16 protein-coding genes and 1 pseudogene are annotated in these 19,998 nt (G+C 59.4%); 3 read left to right on the top strand and 14 right to left on the bottom strand.

Annotated elements, in window-relative coordinates; genetic code table 11:
- Positions 1-71: 71 nt before the first annotated feature.
- The 4 genes from DX923_RS14420 to DX923_RS14405 all read right to left on the bottom strand — a co-directional run bounded on the left by DX923_RS14420 (position 72) and on the right by DX923_RS14405 (position 5,159).
- Positions 72-1,469 carry a hypothetical protein gene (locus tag DX923_RS14420; protein ID WP_205413057.1) on the bottom strand — a complete coding sequence of 466 codons (1,398 nt, stop codon included), beginning with the start codon at positions 1,467-1,469 and terminating at the stop codon, positions 72-74.
- A complete protein-coding gene (locus DX923_RS14415) occupies positions 1,466-2,668 on the bottom strand; it encodes an SPFH domain-containing protein (protein WP_116115791.1) in 1,203 nt (400 codons plus the stop codon). The genes DX923_RS14420 and DX923_RS14415 overlap by 4 nt, the downstream gene beginning before the upstream one ends.
- 92 nt (positions 2,669-2,760) lie before the next feature.
- On the bottom strand, positions 2,761-3,558 hold the full coding sequence (locus DX923_RS14410; RefSeq protein WP_240322655.1) for a response regulator: 798 nt from the start codon (positions 3,556-3,558) through the stop codon (positions 2,761-2,763).
- Positions 3,555-5,159, bottom strand: coding sequence for a sensor histidine kinase (locus DX923_RS14405; RefSeq protein WP_275895853.1), 1,605 nt, complete (start codon positions 5,157-5,159; stop codon positions 3,555-3,557). Before DX923_RS14405 ends, DX923_RS14410 begins: the two co-directional genes overlap by 4 nt.
- A gap of 253 nt (positions 5,160-5,412) precedes the next feature.
- On the opposite strand from DX923_RS14405, the gene DX923_RS14395 reads away from it, so the two are divergent.
- Complete coding sequence (locus tag DX923_RS14395) at positions 5,413-6,777, top strand: anaerobic C4-dicarboxylate transporter (protein WP_116115788.1); 1,365 nt, start codon at positions 5,413-5,415, stop codon at positions 6,775-6,777.
- A gap of 117 nt (positions 6,778-6,894) precedes the next feature.
- On the opposite strand, the gene DX923_RS14390 is transcribed toward DX923_RS14395, so the two are convergent.
- The 7 genes and pseudogenes from DX923_RS14390 to DX923_RS14370 form a co-directional block, all read right to left on the bottom strand.
- Positions 6,895-7,629, bottom strand: a complete 735-nt coding sequence (locus DX923_RS14390; protein ID WP_116115787.1) for an ATP-binding cassette domain-containing protein — start codon at positions 7,627-7,629, stop codon at positions 6,895-6,897.
- Between the two features lie 11 nt (positions 7,630-7,640).
- Positions 7,641-9,638 (bottom strand): bacteriocin-associated integral membrane family protein, encoded by a 1,998-nt coding sequence (locus tag DX923_RS14385; protein WP_116115786.1) that lies wholly within the window; start codon positions 9,636-9,638, stop codon positions 7,641-7,643.
- Between the two features lie 2 nt (positions 9,639-9,640).
- Positions 9,641-9,955, bottom strand: a complete 315-nt coding sequence (locus tag DX923_RS17220) for a lactococcin 972 family bacteriocin (protein WP_162873033.1) — start codon at positions 9,953-9,955, stop codon at positions 9,641-9,643.
- Positions 9,956-10,573: 618 nt separating this feature from the next.
- Positions 10,574-11,206 (bottom strand): hypothetical protein, encoded by a 633-nt coding sequence (locus DX923_RS16370; RefSeq protein ID WP_162873032.1) that lies wholly within the window; start codon positions 11,204-11,206, stop codon positions 10,574-10,576.
- Between the two features lie 10 nt (positions 11,207-11,216).
- Entirely contained in the window at positions 11,217-12,482 is a 1,266-nt protein-coding gene (locus DX923_RS16365) for a hypothetical protein (protein ID WP_162873031.1), read from the bottom strand.
- Positions 12,482-13,204, bottom strand: a complete 723-nt coding sequence (locus DX923_RS14375) for an ABC transporter ATP-binding protein (RefSeq protein ID WP_116115784.1) — start codon at positions 13,202-13,204, stop codon at positions 12,482-12,484. Before DX923_RS14375 ends, DX923_RS16365 begins: the two co-directional genes overlap by 1 nt.
- Before the next feature lie 231 nt (positions 13,205-13,435).
- Positions 13,436-14,549 (bottom strand): annotated as a pseudogene (locus DX923_RS14370) (IS630 family transposase).
- 952 nt (positions 14,550-15,501) lie between these two features.
- Here DX923_RS14370 and DX923_RS16360 point away from each other — a divergent pair.
- Positions 15,502-16,080 carry a hypothetical protein gene (locus DX923_RS16360; protein ID WP_162873030.1) on the top strand — a complete coding sequence of 193 codons (579 nt, stop codon included), beginning with the start codon at positions 15,502-15,504 and terminating at the stop codon, positions 16,078-16,080.
- 395 nt (positions 16,081-16,475) lie between these two features.
- On the opposite strand, the gene DX923_RS16355 is transcribed toward DX923_RS16360, so the two are convergent.
- The 3 genes from DX923_RS16355 to DX923_RS14355 form a co-directional block, all read right to left on the bottom strand.
- Complete coding sequence (locus DX923_RS16355; RefSeq protein WP_162872817.1) at positions 16,476-16,637, bottom strand: hypothetical protein; 162 nt, start codon at positions 16,635-16,637, stop codon at positions 16,476-16,478.
- Positions 16,634-18,037, bottom strand: a complete 1,404-nt coding sequence (locus DX923_RS14360; RefSeq protein WP_116113446.1) for an IS1380 family transposase — start codon at positions 18,035-18,037, stop codon at positions 16,634-16,636. The genes DX923_RS16355 and DX923_RS14360 overlap by 4 nt, the downstream gene beginning before the upstream one ends.
- A 117-nt stretch (positions 18,038-18,154) precedes the next feature.
- Positions 18,155-18,880, bottom strand: coding sequence for a recombinase family protein (locus DX923_RS14355; RefSeq protein ID WP_116115782.1), 726 nt, complete (start codon positions 18,878-18,880; stop codon positions 18,155-18,157).
- 380 nt (positions 18,881-19,260) lie between these two features.
- On the opposite strand from DX923_RS14355, the gene DX923_RS14350 reads away from it, so the two are divergent.
- Positions 19,261-19,869 carry a hypothetical protein gene (locus tag DX923_RS14350; protein WP_162873029.1) on the top strand — a complete coding sequence of 203 codons (609 nt, stop codon included), beginning with the start codon at positions 19,261-19,263 and terminating at the stop codon, positions 19,867-19,869.
- Positions 19,870-19,998 lie beyond the last annotated feature (129 nt).

Here is a 19,998-nt window from a genome sequence, read left to right as displayed (position 1 = left end):
ATCAGGGATTTCGTCGCGGGCGCGCGGGAACTCCGCTGAGGGCGAACGAACCCCGACGCACCGGTCAGACCTCAGCGTGCGGTGGTCGGAAGCGCCCCCATCGGGATGGTTCCCGGCAGCGTCGGGCTCGGGTCCGGGGTCTTCGCAGGCTTCGACTCATCGTGACGAACCGGCTGGCCCGACTGATCGGAGAGACCGGGTTGGTAGTACGACCTGCTGGGCGAGGTGGACGACGGCCACCGGGTGGAACTGTACGAGTAGCTGCTACTACTGGAACTGTACGAGTACCGGTTGCTCGGCGTGGAGGAAGGTCTGCTCGTCGAGCTGTAGTACGGCTTGCTGTACGTCGTCCGGCCCGAGGGTTTCCTGGTGGACGACGACCCACGGGTGGACACGAACACCATGAACGCCAAACAGGCCACCAGCAGTGCGGCGATCACCGCAGCGGTGATCTTGCGCCAACTGTACGGGCGGTCACCGACGACCTCACCGGTGTGCGCATTGATGTACACCGTGTACGTGCGCCCGTTGTAGATGTAACCGGCAGCCCACACCGGCAAGAGCATCAACTTGAAGGTCACATCGGAATAGGAGGTGCGTACCCAGGAGAGTCGCTGCTCGTCACCACCGATGTCCGACCTGCAGTCATCGGCGATCACCCCGGCCATGTGGTCCTTGGCGGTGACCAGCCCCTGCTCGGGTTCGACGTCGTACCGCAAGGTGCGGGAGCCGGCCAGATAGGCCTGCCGGAAGGGCTCAGCCCCCTCCAGCTTCCATGGAGACAGCTTTTCGATCTGCTTCGGTGACAGCTGAAGACAGCCGACGACCAGGACGTCGTCGAAGTCGCGCCAGACCCGGCCCGAGGCCGACGTCCACCGGGTGCGCCGCACCTGCCGCGTCTGGGCTTTGCCGTCGCTGTCGGTGTAGTGCTCGGTGACGTAATAGTGGTCACCGCGCTCACCGGCGTACGAGCTGCTGGTGTCGGCGTCGTACGTCCAGTGGGGGACATAGGTGCCATTGATCCGGTCGGCCGAGTCGACCTTCTGGAAGGCATTGGGTGCGAACCAGCGGGATTTCACCCAGGCACGCATCGAGTCGACGGCCTGCTCTTTCGTCAGGCTGAACGGCACCACGCCTTCAGGCACGATCTGTTCGGCCGGGTTCTGCGCGAGCACGATCGGTGCATTGCAGAACGGGCAGGGCAGAGAGATGTCTGCTGTGGTCGTCGTCGCAGCACAACGTGGACACGAGACCGTGTGCGGACCGGAGAACCCACGCGGTTTGTTCGCGGAGTTCAGCCACTCCTCGTAGTCGTGCTCGTCGATACTGCCGTCGTAGTGCTCGTCGGTCGGTACCCCTTGGGTGGTTCCGCAGTACGAGCACTGCATCGAGCCGCTTCCGGCATGGAACTGGATCTGGGCGCCGCAGGCCTCACACGGGTAGGTATGCGCCGCCGGTGCCTCGGTCACTGGGGTGGGAGGGCGGGCGGTTGCATCGGGTCACGCAGGTCGGCGACCTCGCGGGCCGGGACCCAGCCCGCCATTCCTGCTTTCCAGACCAGGGTGTCCTGGGCGTACTGACCGGAGGAGAGCGCTGCCATCAGCTGCGGCTTCTCCATCGGTCCCATTTGTTGGCCGTTCACCCCGGCGTACCACATCTCGGGTTGCGGCAACGGCGGCGGTGCCGCCGCAGGAGGTGCGGCAGGTGCCTGGGGGCTTGGTGCCGGTGCGGCCTGCGGCGGTGCGGCAGGCTGAGCAGCTGCGGGCCGGCCGGGCCCGCCCTGCATGTCGGGATGCATGGCTCCGGCGATCATCGGCCCCATGCCCATTCCCATGCCCATCCCCATGCCCATGCCCGCACCCATGCCCATGCTGTCGCTCATGGAGCTGCCGGGGTTCTCCGCGACCTTCTCGATCGCGTCGGCGGTCTGCATCTTCATGTAGTTGTCGAGGTTGCCGAGTGCGCCCATCCGGGAGCGCGCGTCCAGGGCTTCCTCGACCTCTTTGGGGACCGAGATGTTCTCGATGAAGAACGACGGGATGTTGAAGCCGTACGGGCTGAGGTCTTCGGAGAGCACCGCAGCCACCGAGTTGCCGATCTCCGACTGCCTGGTCGCCAGGTCCAGCACGCCGACCCCTGCGGTCGTCAAGGCCTTGGACAACCTGGCCACGATCATCTGCCGGATGTGCTCGCTGGCCTTCTCCGTCTGGAAATGCTGGTCGGTGCCGACCAGTTCACGCAGCAGCCTCGGCGGGTCCACCACCTGCAGTGCGTAACCACCGAAGGCACGCACCCGGACGGTTCCCAGATCGGGGTCGCGCATGATGATCGGGTTCTGGGTGCCCCATTTCAGATCGGTGAACCGGCGCATGTTCACGAAGTAGACCTCGGCGCGGAAAGGCGACTGGAAGCCGTACTTCCACCCCTTCAGGTCCGACAGGATCGGCAGGTTCTGGGTGGTGAGTTCGTACATGCCGGGGCCGAAGGCGTCCGCGATCTGTCCTTCGTTCACGAAGACCGCGGCCTGTGATTCCCGGACGGTCAGTTTCGCGCCGTTCTTGATCTCGTTGTCATTGCGGGGATAACGCCACACGATGGTGTCCCGGCTGGAGTCCAGCCATTCGATGACGTCGATCAACTGGCTACGGATCCCGTCGAACAGGCCCATGTCCGCTCCTCGTGGGTCTCTGGCATGCATGCTGGTCCGCCGCGTGCAGGGTCGATGGTAGCTCGACCTGGCACCGGTGGACCGGGTGGTGATCAGAAATCATGCCCTGAGATCGGACGGAGCGATCCCGTACCGTTCGGTATTCCCAGCCCGTCGATCCGAAGTATGGCACCAGGTGTCGCCGAAGAGTTTTCACGCCAGTGATACTCGATTGATGGTCGTCCGGCTCCGGCGGGTCGGGTGCGGCGATCGGCCAGGCCGCTGTCGGCCAGGTGTTCCAGATAGCGGCGCGCCGTCACCCGTGAGACCCCCAAGGTCTGTGCAGTGTCCGCCGCAGTGCATCCTTGCCCTGATGCCTGCACCAGCTGGACCACCTGACCCCAGATGTCTTCGGCCAGGCCCTTCGGCAACGAGGGCTCCCGTCGTTGGTGGAGCCCGGCGAGCATCTGGTCGACCTCCCCCTGGGTGCTCATCCCTCGGGCTGCTGCCACCGACCGGTACTCCCGGTAGGACTGAAGCCGCTCCGCCAAGGAGGCGAAGACGAAGGGCTTCAGCAGATAACCGATCACGCCCAGGGAGACCGCAGCTCGCACCGTCTCCACTTCGCGGGCCGAGGTCACGGCCAGGACGTCCGTCGGAACGCCTGCGGCCCGCATCGCCCGGACGATCGACAGGCCGTGCATGTCCGGCAGGTGCAGGTCCAGGAGCACCAGGTCGACCGGTAGCGACCGTAAGGAGGACAAGGCGTCCTGTCCTGTCCGTGCGACTCCGGCGACGTCGAAACCTGGCACCCGCCGGACATAGGCTGCATGCGCGACTGCCGCGACCGGCTCGTCTTCCACCACGAGGACCTGTAGCAGCCCGGTGGGCGGTTTCGTGGCGGAAGTCACCCGGTCACCCCTTGAGTTGTCGTAGCAGCCCGGGTGTTCTCGGCGGTTTCAGGCAGTGGTAGATGCACTGTCAGTACGGCACCCGGTGGGCCGCTGATCTCGACCCGGCCGCCCCATCGGGTCACCACGTCGTTCACCAGAGCCAGCCCCAAGCCTCGTCCCACGGTGGGGACGTCGTCGCCCCGGGAATCCTTCGTCGACCAGCCTCGGCGAAAAACCTTTGCCGCATTCGCTTCAGGAATGCCCGGCCCGTCGTCGGCGACCTCGACGACACAACAGCCGTCCTCGACCCAGGCCGCGAAAGTGACATGGCCCCGGTCCCTTTCGGCGCAGTCCGGCCCAGGGCAGGCCGCGTCGACGGCATTGTCGATGAGATTGCCTGCCACCGTGACCAGATCCCGTGCCGGGAGTAGCCCGGCCGACAGGTGGGTCGTCTCCTCCACGCTGAGTTCCACTCGTCGTTCTGCGGCTTCGGCGGTCTTTCCCAGGATCAAGGCGCGCAGGGCAGGCTCCTCCAGAGTGCACACCAGGGCGTCGCTGAGCAGTTCGGTGGTGGCCAGTTCGCCGAGAGCGAAACGGACGGCGTCTTCGCTGCGGCCCAGTTCGACCAAGGAGATGACGGTGTGCAGCCGGTTCGCCGATTCGTGGGCCTGAGCATGCAGGGCATCGCGTAGCGAACGGGTCGAGTCGAGCTCACCGGTCAGTTTCTCCAGCTGGGTGCGATCGCGCAGGGTGGCGACGACGCCGAGGGGCTCACCTTGGTGGTGTGCTGCGGCGGCGTTGACGACGACGGAGCCGCCTGCCGCAGCGAAGACGGTGTCGGCGCAGGGTCGGGCGCCGGTGAGGGCTTCGGTGAGGTCGAGGTCCAGGCCGAGGGCGTCGACCGGGGTGCCGACGGCGTCCTCGCCGAGCCCGAGCAGTCGGACGGCTTCGTCGTTGGCGATGCGCAGGGTGCCGTCGGTGTGCACGAGGACCACGCCTTCACGGACGGCGTGCAGGACGGCGTCGTAGTACTCGTACAGTTCGCGCAGCTGCCTGCTGCTCATGCCGTGGGTCTCCCGGCGTACCCGGCGGGCGACCAGGTGGGATCCGGCACCACCGAGTGCGGCGACGAGGAGCGCACCGCCGAGGATGGTGGGCAGTTCGTGGCGGATGTCGTCGGCGACGGACACCTTGGCGATGCCGACGGAGACGAGGGCGACGACCGGCCCGTCGGCCGTGGAGTTCGCGCGGATCGGGACGATCGAGCGCAGGGAGGCACCGAGCGTGCCGGTGTACTCCTCGGTGAAGGACCGTCCGGCGAGGGCTTCGTCGCGGTGACCGAGGTATTCCTTGCCGATCCGGGCGACGTCGGGGTGGGAGAGCCGTCGCCCTTCAGGGGTCATCACGACGATGAAGTCGCAGCCGGTGGCGGCCCGCCAGCGTTCGGCGAGGTCTTGGATCCGCGGCGAGGGGTCGTCGCTGCCGAGGGCGGCGTGTACTTCGGGGGAGGTGGCGATGATGCGGGCGATCCCCAGGGTGCGTACGGTCGCGGTGCGGTGGGCATCGCCGGTGGCCTGGAGGTAGGACGCGGCGAGGCCGACGAGGACGGCAGCGGCGATGACAACGGCTTGGACGAGGAGGACATGGGTGCCCAGCGCCCAGGTGCGGGGGTGGCTGTAGTAGGAACGGTTGCCGGGATCGATGGTGTTCGGAAATGGGTTTTTCCGGGGTTCCGCGGTCAGGGTTCTTTCCTTTCTGCGGTGTTTTCGTCGCCACTGGCTGTGCTTTTACGTGGGGGACTTAGGCCCGGGTTTCACGAACAGAATGTACGAAACCGTGTTCCTGCGGAGGTGGCGGCCTCAGGGTGAACCTATGGACGCCTTGATCATCGGGCTCCAGCTCGGAATCGTCATCGCGTGTCTGTTGGTGGGCACCAAGTACGGCGGTATGGGACTGGGCCTCATCAGTGGATTCGGTTTGCTCATTCTGGTTTTCGTTTTTCAGCTGAAACCAGGTCATCCTCCGGTGGACGTGATGATGACGATCCTGGCGGTGATCGGGTGTGCTTCGGTACTCCAGGCCGCCGGCGGGTTGGACGTCATGATGCGTTCGGCGGAGCGGGTACTGCGGGCCCATCCCACGCAGATCACCGTGTTGGCTCCGTTGACCACCTGGTTCCTGACCTTGCTGTGCGGTACCGGTCACGTGGTGTACACGATGTTCCCCATCATCGAGGACATCGCCCTGGAGAAGAACATCCGTCCGGAGCGGCCGATGGCGGTGGCTTCGGTGGCTGCTCAGGTCGGGATCACGGCGTCGCCGGTGTCGGTGGCGACGGTGTCCTTGGCGGCGATCCTGGGCACGGTGCCCGGTGGGCCGCATTATTCGATCCTGCAGATCTTGTCGGTGTCGATCCCGGCGTCCTTGCTGGGCGTGATCCTGGCGGCGCTGTGGAGCATGCGTCGCGGTAAGGACCTGGACGACGACCCGGAGTTCCAGGAGAAGATCGCCGACCCGGAGAAGCGGGCTTACATCTACGGGCGGAACGACGACTCGACGCTGCTGGACAAGGAGCTGCCCCGGTCGGCGTACTGGGCGACGTGGATCTTCTTCGGCGCGATCGCGGTGACGGTGCTCCTGGGTGCTTTCTCCGGTCTGCGGCCGTCGTTCCTGGACGCCAAGGGCAAGATGCAGCCCTTGTCGATGACGTTGACCATCCAGATCCTGATGTTGCTGGCCGGTGCGTTGATCCTGATCCTCTGCAAGGTGAAGTCGGTCGACATCCCGAACACGGGTGTCTTCAAAGCCGGGATGGTCGCGATCTTCTCGGTGTTCGGTGTGGCCTGGATGGCGGAGACCTTCTTCGGGGCGCACATCGTGGGTCTGCAGGCGGTGTTGACCGACATGGTCAAGGAGCAGCCCTGGACCTTCGCGGTGGCGCTCTTCCTGGTCAGCAAGTTGGTGAACAGCCAGGCGGCTGCTCTGGTCGCGATGGCGCCGATCGGGCTGAAGATCGGGGTCGACCCGGTGATGATGGTCGGCTTCTTCGGAGCCTCCTACGGTTACTTCTTCCTCCCGACGTATCCCAGCGATGTGGCCTGCATCGGTTTCGACCGGACGGGCACGACCCGGATCGGGAAGTACATCCTCAACCACAGCTTCATGATCCCGGGATTCATCTGCGTGATCACGAGCGTCCTGGTGGGGACGGCGCTGGCCCGGCTGTTCCTGGGGTGATCCCTTCTTCGTCGGGCAGCGCCCCTGCCGTACGGCTGAGCAGGTGACCAATGCGCAGGGGGGAGGCGCAGTGTGGTCCAGACGGTGTGTAGCGATCGGCTCGTCGTGAGCCGGTCGCTACATGTTTTCTATCGATCGGGCTCCGATGCGCGACGTTACTGAAACTTCGCCCGCGTTTCCGGGGAGGTGCACTACTTCATCGCATCTGTCTCGAATGTTCAGATTATGGGTCGCAATCACGACGATTGCCCCACGTTGTGCCATTTCGTCAAGGAAGTGGAGCACGCGCTCCTCGTTCTCACCGTCGAGAGCGGCCGTCGGCTCGTCCGCAAGAACAATCTCCGGAAGGCGAAGCAGAATCCTGGCCATGGCGACACGTTGCTGTTCTCCGCCGCTCAAGATGTGGACTCGATCTCTTTCTCTACCGCCCAGCCCTACTTGGTCCAAGGCGCGCGCCACGGCTGTTCGCTTGTTTCCCTCGATGCTGTTCCGCGAACCCCAAGCATCCAATACGACCCGCAGATTTTCTGCGACCGTCGCGTCTTCTATCAAGGCGTAGTCTTGAAATAGATAACCCAGGTGATCTCGCCTGAATCGGCGACGGCCAGCTGACTTGAGTTCCGTGAGATGTTGATCGCCCCAACAGATGGTTCCGCTTGTGGGCCGCTCCAACAGGCCAAGGCAATTTAAGAGTGTACTTTTTCCACTGCCACTCGCGCCAGTTAAAGCGACCCGCATTCCTGGTTGTAACCGCAAGTTCAGCCCCGACCAGAGAGTATGTTCATCGAAGCTCTTGCTGAGCGCATGTACAAGCAGGGTCGCACCTGCTGTGGAATCGGAGGAAGGACTCATCGGTGGGTTCCTTAAGGATGTGTACTTAGCCGACGCAGCGAGGAAGAGCTGACCCGGGCCAGCACAAGCGAAAAAATAACGACACTCACTGCTAACAAGCATAGAGTTCCGATCACTTCGCTGGTCGTATAGCGGTCATCAAGCATGCTCGCCACGGGGACCGGTCCCTGCGTGAGCAGGCTCGCTTGATGAGACACCCGCTGCAGCAACAGCCCCGCCACCACGAACCCCAGAAAGGCCTCAAATGACAGAATTCCGAGGTTCGACTGAAGGAACCGCCATCCGAATAGACGCCGGATGAAATCACGTCGTCCTCGCCGAGCCATGTAAATCATCGAGACGGTCAAGGCGCTGCTTACGAGCGCGAGGGCGACGATAATAGCGTTGACCCACTGAACGTGATACTCACTACGGACAGCAGCGAGGTCTTGGTCGGAGCGGTCCGTTGTTGAAATGATGGAAGTGAACAATCGCCCGAAAGGGCCATCGACCATGGTTTCTGCGGCTTCTCTCGAAGTGAACTGGATCTCCCCTCGGCTGAGAGCGCTGGCTACGTTGTAAGGGGTCATGAGGGTCAGCGGCTGGCTGGCTACTACGAGTATTTGATGGGTGCGGTCTCCGCGAGGTATCCCGGTCATCGTGGTGATAGGGGCGAACAGATTGCTATGTGGGGAAGAAATCTTGCGGACCTTCCAGTCTTCCAGCTGGGGCCCTAGCACCAGGAGCAGTCGTTGTCTGAGTTCGCTGTCGCCCATGGCGATGCCGGGTGGTGTGACAACGAGAACTTCCCTTTTATCGGGTGACTCGGTGTGCCCTAATCGGTGGTAGAGATCGGCATCCATCAGCAGTGCTCTGGGCTGGCTTTCGTCAGTCAGGAGGGATAGATAGGTGGCTGTCCGCAGGTCACCGGCTTGCTGCGCGTCTTGGAGACTTCGGCTTAGCTCAACTGCCCTCTCACCATCCGGTACATCAGCCATCGTGGTTGCATAAGTCGTGCCATATTTCAGCGAGTCTGCGCGTGCCGAGGTCAGTGTCGATATCGCTAAAGCGCCCGCACTCAAACCATGTACGACGGCGAGCATGAGCACGATAGTTGGGATCCGGATCACGTAGACAATGAGATGACCCGTCCGGAAGGGCAGTCTTCCTTTAATGGAGGCGATCATGTCCATTGAACGGATCGCGTGAAGCGCCAGTAATCCGACTAGGAGGCCAGCTGCCAGGGGAAGGCAGGCCAGCAGAACTGAAATGCCGAAGAATTGGCCGAAGAAGGCAAGCCCGTTGTAAGGAAGAAGCAATAACACGGAAAGGGCCCCTGCCAGCAGCGTCATGCCGATTGCAGCGCGACCGAGTACTCGTGTAAGAGAGAGGGCTTGTTGGAGAGCGCTGTGCCCATGTAGCTGTTGCACGGCCAATCCTTTGGCTTGGTACACAACGCCTGCGACAACGAGCGCCATGACCAGTAGTGTTGTCATGGCGAATGCATATAATTTTGCCCCTGTAAGAAAGAACTCAAGAGCGTGGCGGAAACTGAACTCATCCTGATATCGAGATTGGTAGCCTTGAGCGGCGATGAAATTCTCTACGGGGAGTCTCGCGCGTTCCTCGAATATCAGCAACGGGCTTGTGGGGGCAAGCCTGGTCTCCGGAGAGAACTGCTGAGTGGTCAAGTGCGCATCCGGACTGAACTGAACATGGCCATCGACCCATTTCTGTCCGGGGCCCTGCGGGCCTGAACCCGCAATCATGTAGAGAATCTCTGCGCTCTGAGCGCCTGATGGGTCGGCTGCCACGACCGCGACATCAATACGTTCAGTGGAGGCCAGATGTTGGAGGCCGGAAAAATATTCCTGTGGAGAGACGTTCTTGCGGTCGCCGTACGGCATGATCCTGCCCATGGCACCCATTTCGGTCTGTTCAGAAAGTGTCTTGAAGCAGAAAAATGAGAACAAGAAGCCGAATATCATCGCGAGTGCCACTGCAGATGTCAGGGTTCGACTGAGGCGCATCGTTATTCCTTATATCGAACCGGAAGCCTGGGCTGGTGCACAGTCACTCCAGCCCAGGCTATTAAAGATTCGGGTGGTCTGGGCCGGTCGAAGGACAGTATCGCGCGGCGGTGTCCCACCATGTGGTGCATCGTGGATGCATACGAACGCTGATGTGCAGGTGTGCAGCCAGAATCGAAACGCGTGCCGTTCTTGGTGACGGAGCTTCCGTGCACATTGCTGGGATGCCAATAGTTCGACCAGACACTGTTCCAGCCGTGACCGTAATCCCAGACTCTGAGCGCTCTGAAAATATCGAAATAACTGGGTGCGTGCAAGCATAAGAAGGCTTTTCGACCCTCTTTTGAGGGTGTTTGTTTGACCCTAAGAGACTTTGCTTTAAAATGTAAAACTATTATCTATCTAAAACAATTAGTCTGTTGGAAGCGGAAAATTATGGGGGCGTGGTCGAGGAGTGTGAGGACTCGTTCGATACGTCGGCCGATGAGGATTCGGCGCTGATGCTGGTAGCATCCGCGCTGCTCAGGAGAGCTTCAGGTCCGCGTTACAGGCGTGGACATCGCCAGGGGGAGAGAGCAGTGTCATGACGCAGGACGCGCTGCGGTCGTAAGGGAGCCATTACAGGACGAGGTAGAGGGTGGTCCTTCACTAGCTGTCCTGTGTGATACGGGGAACATCCCCCCAGCCCGGCGTTCGCCAGCGACAACAACGCCGGACACGCCTCGACCTTCCGCCAGATTCGCCTGACGGGAAGGCATCCTCGCCAGGGCGGCAGCTAAGTACTCCTGATGCCCAGACTGGCCACCACAGCGAGCGATGTCACAGCTTCTCCACCAGGAGACCCTCAGATCATCCAGGCGAGGCGCTGACACATTTATATTAAAGATCCTTAGCTGAGAAATTTAATATATGCAAGTTTACCGAGCAAATTTATTTTACCTCGAATTGCGAGATTTAATAATTAATACACTAAAAGCGGTCAGCATAACAGCAATTCCAGCGCCAATAATGAGTGTTTTGTTACGATCCCAAAGGTTTTGCTGATAGGCATCCTGCTCGGAAGAAGCTCTCGAAAATATCAAGGCTCCGTTGGCTTGGAGTGGGTCTGTAAAAACAACCCTAGTGCTATCTATGCTGCCAGCAGTGGAGTGACGAATCGGATAAGGAAAGGTCAAAAAGAGTTTTTCTAACGAATCAGGGCGCAATGGAGACTCGAACCCAGCGGCGGGGAGAGTTACTACTAGCTGATCGTCTTTCTCATCATCAAGATCGATACCGTTTGCAGGAACAAGCTCCACTCCATGGGCGTGGAACTCACAGAGTCGCGCCTCATCACGAATAATCTCCTTAACGTCTAGAGATTGACTTCCTTTAAGGATTTTATTTTGTTTTCCCTCATCCAGAATGTCTGCACAAGTAGCTCCCGCAGAACGGATCGTAGCTTCGATATCTATGCGAGGAGCAGAGGAGTGCTTTGACATGGACCTACCGCATCCGCTCAATGATATGACAAAAAATAATAGAATGAGATTCAGATAGACTACTTTGGTAAGGGCGGCTATTCTCACGATCATCCTTTCATGGAAGGCGGCTTCGACTATAACTAATTGCGATAGCGCAAAAAGCCACCATTAGTGGCATTAAGTAGCATACAATAATCGGCAATAGCATGCCTAGGCCTAGGGAAACATTACCGATAGCTGAAACTGCAATATTGATGGCCAGACAAAGCGCTGATGCGCATGACCAAATGAAGAAGATCTCAAGAAGATGTGCCTTGCAAATTTGACGAGAAGTAAATCCCAGATCAGACAGCAATATCGAAAAATCCTTGCGGCTATGAGCATTGAGGATACTGGTATTTATAATGGATAGGTTAAGGAAAAATATCATTGGTAAGAGTAGTATCACCAGTACTCTAATTAATTGTTCTCGAGGGAGCCCTGAGGCGTATGTTAAGAGTAATACGGTGGATATTCCAGTGAGTAGGACAGTGGCAGTTCCTGTAGCTGAAGAACTACCGTATCTAATGCATTTTGCATTCATGGCAACTATGCCAACAGGACTGCCAAGTTGCAGGCTAAGTCTTCTAGCAAGTTGACCAACAATAGCGACAAAAATAGGTAAGAGAGTGACAGCAACGAAGACCGCAAGGATGCCGATGCCCGCCGCATACTGTAATGAATGATCTAACTTCCTGGCTGATCGGGGTTCGTGCTGAGAAGCGGCTATGAGCAAGCCAATCGAGATGAAAGACCAGGCTGCACGACTCTTCGTCCACAGGGAGGGGGTAATTTTGCTATCTCCTCGAGTAGAAGATCTGGCTACCGATACCCCGCTGAGTGAACAGAAAAAAGCGATGAGAATTGTCACAGAACTTCCGATTAAAGCTGCAGCTAGCGGAATAGTATGAGGAACGGCTGATACTGGAAGACCGGTCTCTTGTATGGCCTGAATGTAAGACTTGATACTTATGGCTGCGATGAGGTTGCCAACCATTGCTCCTACTGAGCTAGCAAGGAGAACTTCTAAAGTAAAGATGCTGATCAGTAAGTGAGGGGATGCGCCTAGGTCAAGTAACGTTCTGTGTTCGTCTCTACGTAAGGCATACACGTCAGTGACAGTTTGAGCCCCGACTATCAGCAAAGAGAGTCCCGAGATGAAGCAGCTAGTGCCGATAAGAGACCAAGCAGCTTTCGCTGCCCGGCTATCTTCAAGCGAGAAGATGTTCATCCCTGCGGCTATGACCAGAGTAAGGATCGCTGAAGAGACTGCAGCGGCTAAGAAAAGAGCCCCCTGCTGATCTATACGACGAGGAACAGTCCTCATGGCAATCCACCACATCAGCAAGCACCTATGGAAGTCACCCGACGAGCAACATCCCTGCTGTCTATCGGTTCGTAGTCGTCAACAACCCGTCCATCAAGCAAATTTACTACTCGGTCTGCTGCCGTCGCGACTGATGGGTCATGAGTCGAAAGAACTAGAGTCGATCCGGTCTCTTGACAAAGACCAGTCAGAAGTTGAATGACCGATGCGCCGGTGGCTAAATCGATAGATGCTGTGGGTTCATCAGCAAGGATCAACGGAGGGCGCAGGAGAAGTGCCCGAGCAATTGCACAACGCTGTCTTTGGCCACCGGAAAGCTGCTGAGGTAAGGACTTGCTCCACTTGGTCAGTCCGATACGTTCAAGCAGTTCTTTTTGCCAAGAAACATCTGGCTTGGTCCCAGACAGATGGGCGGGGAGAGCGATATTGTCAGCAACGGACATAGTATCAATTAACCGAAAATCTTGGAAAATCATTCCCACATGAGACCGGCGCAAATGCAAGCGGTTCTTTGGAGGTAAAGCCCATAAATCTTGCTCTCCCCAAATTATCTGACCAGCGTCAGGGCGCAATCTTCCACTGCAGAGCCCCAGCAAGGTCGATTTTCCACAACCAGAATACCCCATCAGACTGACGAAACTCCCAGGGTTAATCTGAAGGCTGAGTCCATCAAAAACGCGCTCTACCCGACCCGTATCCTGGTAAGTGAAGGATATATTTTGTAAGGCCAGAAGCATGAAGCCCCCAATGGTATTTAGATTTTAGGCAGCACCCCTCCGTGTTGCCCTATCTGGGGCAATCCGGAAGTTGAATCTCTTGAAGAGAATCTTCACGGAAAGCACTGATCAAACTTGTGTCATCGTAGCGGTTGCTCTGGGTGCGGTCACCCGCAGTGATAGTTTCCACAACAGGAGGCGTCCGTGTCTCGACAATGGACTTTTTTACCTCCTCACATATATTCAGCGCAGCTAGTGTCGTGAGTCGTTGGTTCGTTGGCAGTAGCTGGTGAGGGTGTCGAGGATCTGATCGGTGGTCTTGGTCCAGACGAAGGGTTTGGGGTCGTTGTTCCAGTTCTGGGTCCAGGTCACGATGTCGCGTTCGAGCTCGATGACACAGCGGTGGGTTGAGCGCCGGGGTTTGCGGCGGGTGAGTTCGGCGAACCAGCGTTCGACGAGGTTGTGCCAGGACGCGCTGGTGGGCGTGAAGTGCAGGACCACGCGGGGGTGCTTGAGTAGCCAGGCCTTCACGGCTGGGGTCTTGTGGGTGGCTGGGGGCGCCTCCCGCTCGCGGGGGAAGTTGTCGAGCACGAGGTGCAGCTCGAGGTCTGTGGGGGTGGCGGCGTCGACTTCTGTGAGGAATCGGAGGAACTCGACCGAGTGGTGGCGATGGTGGTTCCGTGCGATGACTGCCCCGGAGAGGATGTCCATCGCCGCGAACGCTGTCGTGGTTCCGTGGCGGATGTAGTCGTGGGTGGCCCGCGCGGGCGTGCCGGGCATCATCGGCAGGATCGGCGTAGCCCGGTCCAGGGCCTGGACCTGGGACTGCTCATCCACCACCAGGACCAGGGCGTTCTGCGGGGGTGGCAGGTACAGGCCGACGATGTCGCAGGCCTTGTCCACGAACGCCGGGTCCTTGGACGACTTCGGTGGAGTCCACCGCGTGCGGTTTGAGACCGAAGGCCCGCCAGATCCGCGACACCTGGGTCTGGTTCAACCCCTGGTCCTTGGCCATGGACCGAGTCGACCAGCGAGTATCTCCGTTCGGCGGCACCCCGCTGAGGGTGCGGCTGATCAGCGTCTCGATCTGCTCGTCGGTCAGCTTGCGGGGCTGCCCCGGCCGTGGCGCATCATCCAACCCGTTCAGCCTCTCGGTCAGGAACCGGTCGCGCCACTTGGTCACCGTCGGGGCACTGACCCCCACCCGCCGCGCCACACCGGCCACCGACGACTCCTCGGCGTACGCCAACACGATCGAGGCCCGTTGCACCAACCGCGCCGACGACGTCGGCCGACGCACCCACCCCGACAGCACCGACCGCTCATGATCAGTCAGGACAAGAGACTTCGCAGCAGGACCCGGCACGAACCCATCCAACCAAAAAGGAAACACATTAACGACTCACGACACTAGAGCCCTGTTTTCTAGGCTCAGGATCGTTAAAAGCTTCTTGTTCCGAGATGTCATGCAAGCCCCCGGGGACACCTAGAATCGGCCATCCCTGATAAAACGTACTATACCGATATAGTGGGTTATGTCTACCAATTTACCTTTTATTTAAAAAGCATTGGCGTGCCGTGGACTGCCATCAGCAGCCCACGGCATCTCGCAACGAGACCTTGCGCTCCACGCGTCGTTACCCAACCCGTCAGAAGTTAAGACCATCAGTGACTACTGTCTGTCGCAATGGGGTATATCCTTTCCCACCGCCACCGCTGATCTGTGCCGCATCGTTCCTAGGCACATGTGTGCGCCCTGTGTGGAAGATCCACAACTAGGTCCGTGACGGCGCTGTGGCAGTCGAGCTCATCGACCTTTTGGCCAAGTAAAATCTGCGGCACGATTACCCCGAGGGGGCGTGGGTCATCGTCCAGCGCGAACGCCCACCCATACCAGCCACTGCCGCACCACGCTCGTCATGTGGAAGTCGCACCCCACCGAACAGCTACAGACTAGAGAGTTGTCGTCCCCACTCCAAGGCATGAAGATGCCTCTCAACACCAACAAAGGGGCTCAACCTCGACCCGCCCCTCAATGAATAAACGAACCTAAGTCTCCATTGGCGCTCACCTTTTATCAGGCAAGACCGCCGCGATCTATTGCTGCGACTTTCATAAGGTATGACCTTTTGCCACGCCCAGACTGACCACTTTAGTAACTTTATCAAAAAGTTATAGAACATGCATCTATGAGACGAGGGGGGCCTGTTCTGATTGGAGCTTAGCACCCAAGAGAGGTATTTAGTTCAATCCACGCACATGAGTGAGAAATCGTCAGATGTTCGAAGTTCCATACAATATGACTTTCAGGAGATTCGATGTTCAAGAGTTCAATCGCAGCCACAGTGGTCGCAGCGATGGTGATGGGGTTTGGAGCAGTTGTTGGCACGAGCTCAGCTCAAGCTGCTGAAGTTCAGCCGGCCTCATCTGTAGGATGCTCGACCACCGTGGGGACAACGGGAACAAGCATCGATGACGCTAAGCTGCAACAGCTCTTGAACGCACTGGACAAAGCAGCTACCACGAGAACACCTCAAGAATTTGCCCGAGTTCTTTTCCCTGACGATCTAGCAGCTCAAGCGGAAGTTGCCGCCTTGGTCGAAGTGGCAACGACCTCAGAAGAGGGATCTGATTTTAGAGCGCTTCCTGCATTACTTATTCCTTTTGTGGCGGTACTCGGAAGGTGTGCCGTTGGGGCGCTTGGGGGTGCAGCGGTTGGGGAAATTGTTCACCTCGTGAGAACAGGAGAACAAGCTAGCGCTGAGTCGCGAGTCGAGGCCGTTATTGGCGGCTGTATCACAAGTGTCATCCCTCCAGCATTGAGGGCGCTGGCGAATAAGTTGAAGAAACCAATGGTCGCGGCAGTTCTGGCGATCATCATCCGATGGAATTCATGAGCTGCGAATGAAAAACTACTGGAGAACTACGCGCGGCGATCAGATAATCTCCACAATCCTCATGACCATATGTATTCTATGGGCATTGGGAGTGTGGAAGGAAAGACTCAGCGCAGAGACCATCGTCGTTTCAATGCTCACCCTGCTCCTCTGTGGCATCTTTGTTAACATCTCTGCAAGATTATTCAATTATTTTGCAGATAAACAAGACCATAAATAAGGAACTTGAAGTGAGGCCGGGCTGAGTTTCCTCATGGGAAGAGAATGTGGCGATGATGTGATCATTTGGATCCAAATGATCACGAATAACGCTCGCTAAATCACTTGGCGTAGGTGAGGAAAAGGGTCCATATCTACGCCGAGTGATTCTCATGTAATTTAGCCCGGATGTTTCATCAGGGCGCGGCGTCGGTGTAGTCGGCGCCGTTGCCGTTGTTGTGGGGTGAATTCTGGCAGGTGGGTACGACAGTGGCCGGGATGTCGCTGCCGGTGGGCGTCGTTTTCCACGAACGAGGGTGTCTCGGGGTTGGTAGGGGTTGGTTGAGTGCGCTGGTCAAGGCGGTGACAGTGCGCTCAGGTTGGTCCACGCGGTGGTGAACAGCCCGGCCCATGGGGCGGTGTTCTTGATGTGGAGGACCCGTTGCCGGGCGGTGCGCGCGAGGGTGGCGGCGATGGTGAACAGGCGGTGGCGCAGGGTCTTGGGTTCCCACCGGCGCGCGTCGTGCCCGGTCAGGGCGAGCATGGCCATCCACGCCAGGAGATCGTTCGCGAGCTGCACGATCAGGAGCCAGACGCGGTTCTGCGCGAAGCCTTGCAGGGGCAGGTTGGTCAAGCCGGTGTCTTTGGCGATCCGGATGCGGTCTTCGCAGCGGGCCCGGCGGCGGTGGCGCAGCTCCAGGTCAGCCAGTTGCCCGCGGGTGGTGTTGGTGACGAACGCGGTCAACCGGTAGCCGGCGACGTCATCGAAGCGCAGTTGCGCGCCGGGGTGGGGCCGTTCCCGGCGCACGATGATCCGCATCCCCGGTGGGTAGCCTTTCAGCTTGCCGGCGCCGGTGAGCAGGTCGGTGAACTCGGCTACGTCAGCACCCTCGCGTACGGCGCCGTCGGCGTTGTACGCGCCCTGCCACACCTGCTCGGGAATCAGGTTGTACAACTCGGGGGTGTTCGCGGGCAGGGTCCAGCCGATGGAGTACGACAGGCCGCGGCGGTGCAGGAACCCCAACAGCTTCCGAGTGCCCCCGGCGCCGTCAGTGCGGATCAACACCTTCCTGCCAGGCCGGGACGCATCGGTGTCGGGCAGTGCGGCCAGGACCGCCTTGATGACATGTTCATGGTCGGCGGCCGTGTTCGAGCCGGCGTTCCCCGGGCGCAGCAACATCGCCAACGCCTCCCCGCTCCCCTTGGGACCGTGGTCGACGAAGGCGCACAGTGGGTGGAACCCGTAGCCACGTTTAAAGGTTGGCGCGGCCTGCTCCTTCTCGGAGTGGGCCCTCACCAACGTGGCGTCCAGGTCGATGACCAGCGGATTCGCGGCGTCGATGCCGTGGTTCGGGGCGTGCCGCCCGGCCAGCGCCCACACATGGGCGCGAGCTACCGCCCGCGCACCTGCAACGGCCTTCTCGACCCTAGCCACGTCGGCGGCCAGCGCGGCGATGGTGCGGCAGATCGTGGCGTCTGAGGCGACCGGCCCGTACACCCCCGGTTCGGCCCGCAACAGGGCCGCGTCCCGGCAGGTGTCCCCACCCAACGCCAGTGACATCCCCAGATCCAGCAGGACCTTAGCCGGGTCGTGCCTGGCCAACGGCTTCCGCCACGGAAGCAGTGCCTGACTCAACGCCCGGTCCAGACCCGATACGCGCGCCGTCTTTGTCAACAGGACCCCACCGGCCTGAGCGACCGCTGGCACCGCCGCGGTGTCGACCCGGACATGGGGGTAGAGCCCGCTACGCTTACTCACCTGGGAAGTGCCCTTCTGATCCTGCGGATACTGACGTCGAAATCAACATCCTTGCAGGTCAAGGGCACTTCTCATGTCACGGCACGCTCAACACCACGAAATCTCCGGGCTAGTCCTCTACCCAGAGAACAGAACTGTGTCCGGCCTACATGGCACCGGCGGGGGACTGGCCGGTGATTCTGGGAGAATCACCGGGGCCACGAGCCGTACCGACTGTGCCGGCGGTGGCGGGCTCGACACTGGCGGGGGAGCGACCCGGCATGACCGAACAGCACGGATACCAGCCCGGACCAGCACAGAACGATCTACCCCGACCCGGCGAGCAGCTTGAGCCACAGGAACTCCCGCCGCCACCAACGCCCGGGCCTGCTCCAACTTGGCCGGGTCCGTGGGCTTACGCCCCTTGTACGCACCCCGAGCCCGAGCAGCCTCAATGCCCTCACGCTGACGCTCCCGAATCAACGCCCGCTCGAACTCCGCAACCGCACCGAGCAACCCCAGCTGAAGCCGCCCGGCCGCATCCCCCGCGTCCTGACTCAACGACAACCGCGGGGACAACACCGTGACCCGCACCCCACGCCCCGTCAGCTCATCGACCAACGCCAGCAGATCCGACAACGACCGACCCAACCGATCCAGACTGGCAACCACGACCTCGTCACCCTCACGCACCCACCCCAACAACGCAGCCAGCTCCGGACAGCCACCAAGATTCTTCCCCGAAGCCCGATCGATCCACACCCGCTCGATACCTTCAGCCTTCAACGCGGCCACCTGCCGATCCGGATTCTGATCGATCGTCGAGATCCGCGCATACCCCACCCGCACCCCAGAAGACACCATGCCGCTCCCTCTCGCCCTCTCCTGAGCCTATGAATCCTTAGAGACTCCCACAGAACCGATGGATTAAGCCCTCAACCCACCCTAGAACAACATCAGGAGCATCCAGGAGTAAGCGAGGGACTGGGGTATACCTCAATACGCCATGTTAAAACATATATGCGTAAGTTAGATCATTAATTCATGTCTTAAAGTTTTATCATTCACGATCCCATCCATGTCATCGGAAGCACGTTTACTTGCGCCCGCAAAAATTCATACGAGACACGCCTGAACGACTCATTGCATACAGACGAAAAAGAAGATAACTTCACTCACGGCTTAGGCCGCCGGGGGCACGCACGGACTGCTCCCGTACCCAGATCACAAAGGAGTGGTTTAACGTGAGCCTTAGGCGCTCCACGCTGGTTACATCCGGGCTTATCTCTATTGCAATGATCTTTGGATCAGTTGGCCCAATTCATGCAGCTGAAGCTAACAGTCCTAGCGCGATCACGGCTTCACAAAGCGTGAGCGTAGATTGCGGCGAGACTTACACTGCAAGCCTTGACAAGAATAAGGCTGGCAATATCGTTGAAACTCTCGATGATTCCATGAGAGTTAAGCTTTCTGATTTCCTTCAGAAAACCGGCCACAGCCCACTTCCGGCAAGTGCAGTCACCTTGCACACCAAGCCCAACGCGGATCTGGTTGCCTACGACGCCAAGGGGAATCTGGTGGAGACCTGGAGCCTCAGCACACTCTCAGGCGAGGAGTCTGCCGAATTGATGTCTCTCCGTGGCCCAGCTGACTGGCTCAAAGGCGCAGCTCGGGCGTTTGCAAAGTCCGTCGTAGGCTGCGTTTCCGGCGTGGTCGGCTTCGATGCCGTATTGAGTATCCTTGAAAAACGCGTTAGCTACTGGGCCTTCGTCAAGTGGCTTGGTGGCAAGGTGGGTTGGGGACTTGCCGTCAGCTGTGCGTCTGGCGCAGCCACTGCGGTACTAGGCTGGTAAAACAGGAGGAAGCATGAACAGCTCCAAAACCTACACACCTATCCAGTGGGTCATCAGGATTATTGGACTCATAATGTGCGTCAGGTTTGCCTTCTTTGATTTCCCAAGATCATTGGACAATGAAGGATG

The organism is Austwickia chelonae, from assembly GCF_003391095.1.
Taxonomy (GTDB): domain Bacteria; phylum Actinomycetota; class Actinomycetes; order Actinomycetales; family Dermatophilaceae; genus Austwickia; species Austwickia chelonae_A.
This window is presented reverse-complemented; position numbering and strand designations above follow the sequence as displayed.